Annotated in this window: 8 protein-coding genes; 3 read left to right on the top strand and 5 right to left on the bottom strand. The window is 59.0% G+C overall.

What is annotated here, in order from left to right:
• A partial coding sequence (locus tag WBF74_RS11775) for a hypothetical protein (protein WP_424439971.1) occupies positions 1 to 870 on the top strand: 870 nt, incomplete at its 5' end.
• A gap of 28 nt (positions 871 to 898) precedes the next feature.
• On the opposite strand, the gene WBF74_RS11780 is transcribed toward WBF74_RS11775, so the two are convergent.
• The 3 genes from WBF74_RS11780 to WBF74_RS11790 form a co-directional block, all read right to left on the bottom strand.
• Positions 899 to 1,969: a DUF2333 family protein gene (locus WBF74_RS11780; protein WP_424439974.1), complete on the bottom strand. Its 1,071-nt coding sequence runs from the start codon at positions 1,967 to 1,969 to the stop codon at positions 899 to 901.
• Positions 1,970 to 2,066: 97 nt separating this feature from the next.
• Positions 2,067 to 3,074, bottom strand: coding sequence for a tryptophan--tRNA ligase (gene trpS / locus WBF74_RS11785; RefSeq protein WP_424439977.1), 1,008 nt, complete (start codon positions 3,072 to 3,074; stop codon positions 2,067 to 2,069).
• Positions 3,075 to 3,220: 146 nt separating this feature from the next.
• Entirely contained in the window at positions 3,221 to 4,117 is an 897-nt protein-coding gene (locus tag WBF74_RS11790) for an autotransporter outer membrane beta-barrel domain-containing protein (protein ID WP_424439980.1), read from the bottom strand.
• Between WBF74_RS11790 and WBF74_RS11795 the strand changes: the two genes are divergently transcribed.
• Positions 4,096 to 5,034: an IS1595 family transposase gene (locus WBF74_RS11795; protein ID WP_424439983.1), complete on the top strand. Its 939-nt coding sequence runs from the start codon at positions 4,096 to 4,098 to the stop codon at positions 5,032 to 5,034. The two genes, WBF74_RS11790 and WBF74_RS11795, sit on opposite strands and share 22 nt — an antisense overlap.
• 128 nt (positions 5,035 to 5,162) lie before the next feature.
• Here the strand turns inward: WBF74_RS11795 and WBF74_RS11800 are convergent, their stop codons facing one another.
• Entirely contained in the window at positions 5,163 to 5,822 is a 660-nt protein-coding gene (locus WBF74_RS11800; protein ID WP_424439986.1) for a DUF3800 domain-containing protein, read from the bottom strand.
• Here WBF74_RS11800 and WBF74_RS11805 point away from each other — a divergent pair.
• Positions 5,821 to 5,979, top strand: coding sequence for a hypothetical protein (locus tag WBF74_RS11805; protein WP_424439989.1), 159 nt, complete (start codon positions 5,821 to 5,823; stop codon positions 5,977 to 5,979). The two genes, WBF74_RS11800 and WBF74_RS11805, sit on opposite strands and share 2 nt — an antisense overlap.
• A gap of 25 nt (positions 5,980 to 6,004) precedes the next feature.
• Here WBF74_RS11805 and WBF74_RS11810 read toward each other — a convergent pair.
• Positions 6,005 to 6,258 (bottom strand): hypothetical protein (locus WBF74_RS11810; RefSeq protein ID WP_424439992.1); only part of this gene is annotated, 254 nt, incomplete at its 5' end.

The following is a 6,258-nucleotide window of genomic DNA, read 5'->3' on the forward strand; positions in this document are numbered from 1 at the left end:
CGGATGAAGGCGACGTTCGTCGAACGCACCGGCAAAGGAGGTCGTCTTAACGTTGCCGATGAAGTAGAGAAACGCCTTGCGATTGCGAACCTCCTGCCCGCGGGCCGCCAAATTCCACGTTCAACGATGAATCGTTTGCTTTCAGCAGAACCTTATCGGGAGCGAGTTGGGTTCAGCACGAAGAATGGTCGTTTCGAGTTCACCCACGATGAGGAAGCTTCGCTTGCAGCTTTGGCTCGAATTGCCAACGACCTAGCTCATCGACACGTCGTGCTCGGTGACATCTGGGATAAAGACGACACGAAACAATACTTGGATAAATTAGAAGAAGCAGGTTTTCTGCCGGACCCAGCTGCTAAGATTTCACGCGCTGTCGTTGCCAAGACAAGAAGCAAAGAAGCTAAGGCGAAACCCGTGAGCCATGCGAAGCCCTCTATTCGGAGCACGCTAATACCCCAAAAAGATTTCGGATTGATTTGGCCCGGGCGGTTACAACGCCACCATCAGATCTGGGAGGAATTGCAATTTTACCTGGAGCTAAAGAAGCACCCGAATGCCATTTCCGTTTTGCTACGAGTACTTATCGAACTATCAGTAGAAAATTACATCAAGCAAGCAGGCGTCTTGGTCCACGAGAATGACAAACTTGCGACGAAGTTCGAAAAGGCCGCGCATCACCTTCAGCAAGCAGGCGAAATTGATGCCAAGCAGATGGACGTGATTAGGAAGTTTAAACAGGGAGACAAGCTCGTTTCGGCTGACACCCTCAACAGATATGTTCATTCACCAAACTTTGCCCCTTCCCCAGAACACTTGATGTCCCTCTGGGATAGTTTGGCCGAAGTGGTAGTTCGATTCTTGAAAGCGTAGCGCACTTTAAGGGTCAGGTTCGCAGAAATTACTTCAACAAGATATTCGCGATCTCGCGCAACTGCGTCCGTGCGCGGAGCAAATAGAAGCCTTGGGCGGCGAGGTGGTTGGGTTGGAATTGGGCGTCCAGCGCGCCGTTTGTCACGACCCAGGGGTCGAGCGTGGCGGCGCGGTGGAAGCTTTCCATCATTTCGGCCCAGGGCTTTTGCAGATTGCGTTCTGCAATCACGCGGTCGAAATCCGTGCCGAGGCCACGCAGTACCATGTGGTAGCCATAGAGCTTGCCCTTGGTGAAGTAGAAAATATCGTCGGCCTCACCGTCGAAAAAGCTGCCCGCCTTTTCAGCAAGATGCCTGTCGATCAGGGCAGACGACGAACCGAGGTCGGAGGCGAAACGCTCCAGCGTGGCGAGCAGATTGTCGGCGCGCACATCGAACACCGCATTGCCAGCGGCAAGCCGCGCGTTATAGGCGAGGAGCCGCGTGCGCGCATCGCGATATTGCGATTCCGAACTGGCGCGGGGCGCGAGCGAGACGCTCGGATTCCAGATCCAGACGTTGCCGGGATATTGCAGCAGGCCCGCCGCGCGCTGAAGGTCCGGGTCAGCCTCCGAAGAGCCACGAGCGCGGCCAAGCTGGTCTGTCAGTTCGAAGCCAAAACGCGCCAGCGCCGACATCATGCCCTGCTGGAAATTCGGCATATTGTCGAGAGCCACGCCCGGCATGAAGAAGGGGTCGTTCGCGGTCCAGCCGTTCCGGTTCACTTCGCGGTCGATCAGCGCGGCGGCATAGGCAACCGCATGGCTGCCGCTTTCCGCGCCCAGCGCCGGAGGCGCAAAGTCCAGATCATCATCCACCTTGTGAACGATCATCATGCCGATCGGGTAATAGAGCAGGATGATGAGAAGGATGGCGAGGCCGATACGCTTTACGAGCCTGCCGATGCCGGGCTCGTTTACCCATGCGAAGAAGCTCGCGCCACCCGCTCCCGCCGCCGCGCCGCCCCCTGCTGCGGGAGCGGCAGAGCCGTCTCCCCGCCGATACATCCAGCGATGGCGGATCTTTTCGCGCCACTCCGTCAGGCGGGCAGAAAGAGACATGGGCAGGCATTCCTCCGGATCGTTCCTTCGGGCGAAGGCTCTTCACTAGATGGGTCTTCGCGCGCGCCGGTCAAGCCGGTGCCCGCACTGGCACCCCTCAGATGAAGCCGACAATCTCGCGTGTGCGGGCAACAATCGGGTCGGCGATGGCGCGCGCCCTCTCCGCGCCCCTTGCGAGCACGGCATCAATATAGCCCGGATCGCCCATCAGGCGCTGCATTTCGCCGGTGATGGGCGAGAGCTTCTCGACCGCAAGGTCCACAAGCGCGGGCTTGAAGGTCGAGAATTGCGCGCCCGCGAACTCCGCCAGCACTTCCGCCTTGGTCTTGCCCGCAAGCGCGGCATAGATGCCGACGAGATTATCGGCCCCCGGACGGCCCTCCAGCCCTTCCACCGTTTCGGGCAGGGGGTCGGGATCGGTCTGGGCCTTGCGGATTTTCTTCGCGATGTCATCTGCGCTGTCGCGCATGGTGATGCGGGAGAGGTCCGACGGGTCTGACTTCGACATTTTCTTCGTGCCGTCGCGCAGCGACATGACGCGCGTGGCCGGACCCATGATGAGGGGCTCGGGCTGCGGGAAGAAATCCGGCACGGAGAAGTCATTGTTGAACTTCTGCGCCGTGTCGCGGGCAAGCTCCAGATGCTGCTTCTGGTCTTCGCCGACCGGCACATGGGTTGCGTGATAGACGAGAATGTCGGCAGCCATCAGCACCGGATAGGCATAAAGCCCGACGCTTGCCTGTTCGCGGTTCTTGCCTGCCTTGTCCTTGAACTGCGTCATGCGGTTGAGCCAGCCGATGCGCGCGACACAATTCAGTATCCAGGCAAGTTCCGCATGGGCGGCCACCTTGGACTGGTTGAACACAACATGGCGCTCGGGGTCGATACCGGCGGCGATATAGGCGGCGGCGACTTCGCGCGTATTCGCGGCGAGTTCCTTAGGGTCCTGCCAGACCGTGATCGCGTGCATATCCACGACGCAATAGACGCATTCGTGAGTGTCCTGAAGGCTCACGAAATTGCGGATCGCGCCCAGATAATTGCCGAGATGCAGATTGCCGGTGGGCTGAACGCCCGAGAAAACGCGGTTTTGCGGCTGGTCCATTGCAGAATTCCGTCACTTTGGCGCCTGATGGCTCTGGCGCAGGTTATGCGGCGCGGGGAGCCGGAAGGCAATGGGAAGGTGACAGATTGGCCGGTGCCGGGCCGCAAACGGGGAATTACCCCCGCCTGCGGCCCGGCAATCGGGAGTCAGAAGGTGAAGCGAAGCTCCGCCCTTGCGCCATGATTGCGCGCATCCGAGGCAAGCTCCCCGGCATAGCCGAAGGTGAGCGTCGCGCCCTCGCCCAGCCGCGCGCCGACCGAGAGATCAAGCGCCAGCACATTTTCAGAGATCGGCGTGCCCCGCACGGTAAAGGCCGAAGCGGGCGCGGAGGCGAAGGCGACGCTTAAGGCCGGCTCGACATCGCCGAAGGCATGGCGCCACGCCGCCGCACCGCCGAGGCTGATGCCGCCCGCCTCATGCTGCAAACGCAGGCCGAGCGTCGAGACGCCGATGGTGCTGGAGGCCGAGCCGACTGTCAGCGCGGCAGGGCCGCCCGTTTCGGTAAAGCCTTCGGTCTCGATATGGATCCCGGCAAGACCGGCGAAGGGGGTCAGCGTCAGCGCGCCCCGGTCGAAATCAAGGCTTGCTTCCGTCGCCGCCTGGAAGGTGTGCGTCCCGTAGCTTGCCGTGAGATCATTCGTCAGCCCGCCGACGACCACGCGGCGCTGCGTATCGGCCCTGCCATAGCCATAGGTGACGAGGCCCTTGAGGGCGGCATCGCCGAGCGCCGTGCCCGCATAGGCCGCGACGTGGAAATTGTCGGAATCGCCCGCGGATGCGCGCGCCGTGACATCATAGCCCGCGCGGGCATAGCCGAGCGCGAAGCCGGCGCGGACACCCGGCGATATCTCGCGGTCAGCGCCGCCGATGAAGCCGTAGAGATCGCGGTCGATCGCGGCGGCGTTGCCGTTGGTATCGGTCCTGCCCCAGCTGCCGAAGAGGTGTCCCCAGAGAGGGGGATTATATACCTTGCAAACCCATTCGATCTCCCCTATATTCAGGGCATCAAAGGAGCAAGGCGATGTCCATTCTGTCCAAGGCATACTTCCACGATGAAGCGGCGGCATACGCGAAGCTGGAAGCCATCATCTGGCCGGAAGGCCCGGTATGCCCCCACTGCGGTTGCATGGGCCGGATTTACAAGATCAAGGCGAACCCTGAGAAGCGTGTGCGCCTCGGCCTGCACAAGTGCGGCGATTGCCGCAAGCAGTTCACCGTCAAAGTCGGCACGGTTTTCGAGGCTTCCAATGTGAAGCTGAATCTGTGGTTTCAGGCGGCGTATCTGATGGCATCGTCCAAGAAGGGCATCAGCGCCCATCAGCTTCACCGCACTTTGGGCGTGACCTACAAAACTGCGTGGTTTATGGCCCACCGGCTCCGTGAGGCTATGCGCGTCCTGCACATTGAGCCGATGGGCGGCGAAGGCAAATTCGTGGAAGCCGACGAAACCTATATCGGCGGCAAGGAGACCAACAAGCACCGCTCCAAGCGCAACAGCAAGAACATTGGCGGCATGGGCAAGGAGATTGTGTTCTCCCTAGTCGAGCGTGAGGGCCGCGTCCGTTCGCATCATGTGCCGAGCGTGACCGCCAGGACGCTGCGCCCTATCCTTGTCGCTCAACTCGACGCCAAGACGTTCCTCATGACCGACGATGCGGGCCAGTACCGCCACATGCACAAGGATTTCGTCCATGAAACCGTGAACCACGGCATTGGCGAGTATGTGCGCGGCGGAGCCCACACCAACACCGTGGAAGGCTATTTCTCTGTTCTCAAGCGCGGCATCAACGGCACGTTCCACCATGTCAGCCAGCAGCACTTGAAGCGTTACCTTGCCGAATTTGACTTCCGCTATAACGAGCGCGAAGCCCTTGGCGTAAATGATGGTCAGCGTGCGGAGCGTATGTTGAGCGGTATCGTCGGCAAGCGTCTGACCTATGGGGGGTCTGGTGCGGCCTAAAAAGTAAGGGATTCACGTGGCAAAAAAACCGTGCTAGGCTACCGCTAGACCGCGACGCCCCTTGCTCGGTGAAAGGGCTCTGGGAGTCTTCCCGCGAGGGTTAGCCGAGATTGCGGGGCGTCGCACCCCTACTCGTAATAAAAGACAGACCCTCTGGCCCACAGATTAAATTCTGTGGCTATCTTGTCTTTTATCAAATCGTAGGAGCGGGGATCGCCGTATTCCCATTTTCTCTGAATCGCCCAAGCGCAATAATCGGCGGCCTGCAAACAGGGGTCAGTGGATGACGGAGGAAACGAAAGCGTCCAGTTGTTATGATGCGTTACCTGTTGTGCGACATCGTTTATCGCTTCCTTGTAAGCCGCTTTCTTCTGGCGGGTGGCAACCTCCGCAGCCGTGATGAGCGTGTGTCTCTCCGCATGGGTGATTTTCGGGGCGATGAATTTGTAATGATAGAACCAAGCATACTTGTAGAACGTCGCCTCAGTCGGTCTAATTTTAGGCTGAGCTTTTCTCTTCTCAAGTATCGTGGCGTCAATCCGAAAATCGTGCCGTGCTAGAGTGTCATAGACGGCGTTTCTAACCTCCTGTTTGTCGGACGTGGCATGAAACTGTTTTTCGATCTCAAAGCCCTGCGTAAGCAAATCTCGTCTCAAGTCGAGAAGTGCCGCGCCGCAATCGCATCGATCCATAACGACCGTACACAGAATAAAGTACTTCGAGGCTCCCGGATTGACTGAAAAATCGAAGTTTCCGGCTTCATCAGCAAATACGAAGTTGTTTGGCATGGCAAAAGATCATCAAAATGAGAAATCCCAATCTGACCGCTTCAAGCAAGTGGCCAAAGACGTAGGCGCGGACGAGTCCGAAGCTGCATTCGAGGAAAAGCTACGAAAGCTAGCAAAGGCCAAAACGCCCGCGCCGAAGGCTGACGCCAAGGGGTAGCGCCATTTGGCGACCGGGCTACTGGCTAGACAAGCCGACGCTTATTCCTATCTGCCCTATCCGCTTCGATAGCCCCCCGAATGAATGACGCGCTGCGACGGCTGGCCTCTCTACACTCGTCTGTTCCGTGACAGACTTCCTCTTCGATGCGCTCCGCTGCGAGCATCTCAGAAACCATGGTGTATCCAAGATCGTCTCGATCCATGGCATCGCGGAGTGAGGCGCTCTTTTTTAAACCCTTATCCCGGCGCATCTCGCTCGCGGTCTTTTGGAATAGGG

This window comes from Parvibaculum sp. (genome assembly GCF_049672805.1).
Lineage (GTDB): Bacteria > Pseudomonadota > Alphaproteobacteria > Parvibaculales > Parvibaculaceae > Parvibaculum.

Bases quoted from the DNA above. Each gene is read 5' to 3' on its own strand.
- WBF74_RS11790 (WP_424439980.1), bottom strand. From the start codon at position 4,117: ATGCCTTGGACAGAATGGACATCGCCTTGCTCCTTTGATGCCCTGAAT.
- trpS (WP_424439977.1), bottom strand. From the start codon at position 3,074: ATGGACCAGCCGCAAAACCGCGTTTTCTCGGGCGTTCAGCCCACCGGC.
- WBF74_RS11795 (WP_424439983.1), top strand. From the start codon at position 4,096: ATGTCCATTCTGTCCAAGGCATACTTCCACGATGAAGCGGCGGCATAC.
- WBF74_RS11805 (WP_424439989.1), top strand. From the start codon at position 5,821: ATGGCAAAAGATCATCAAAATGAGAAATCCCAATCTGACCGCTTCAAG.
- WBF74_RS11780 (WP_424439974.1), bottom strand. From the start codon at position 1,969: ATGTCTCTTTCTGCCCGCCTGACGGAGTGGCGCGAAAAGATCCGCCAT.
- WBF74_RS11800 (WP_424439986.1), bottom strand. From the start codon at position 5,822: ATGCCAAACAACTTCGTATTTGCTGATGAAGCCGGAAACTTCGATTTT.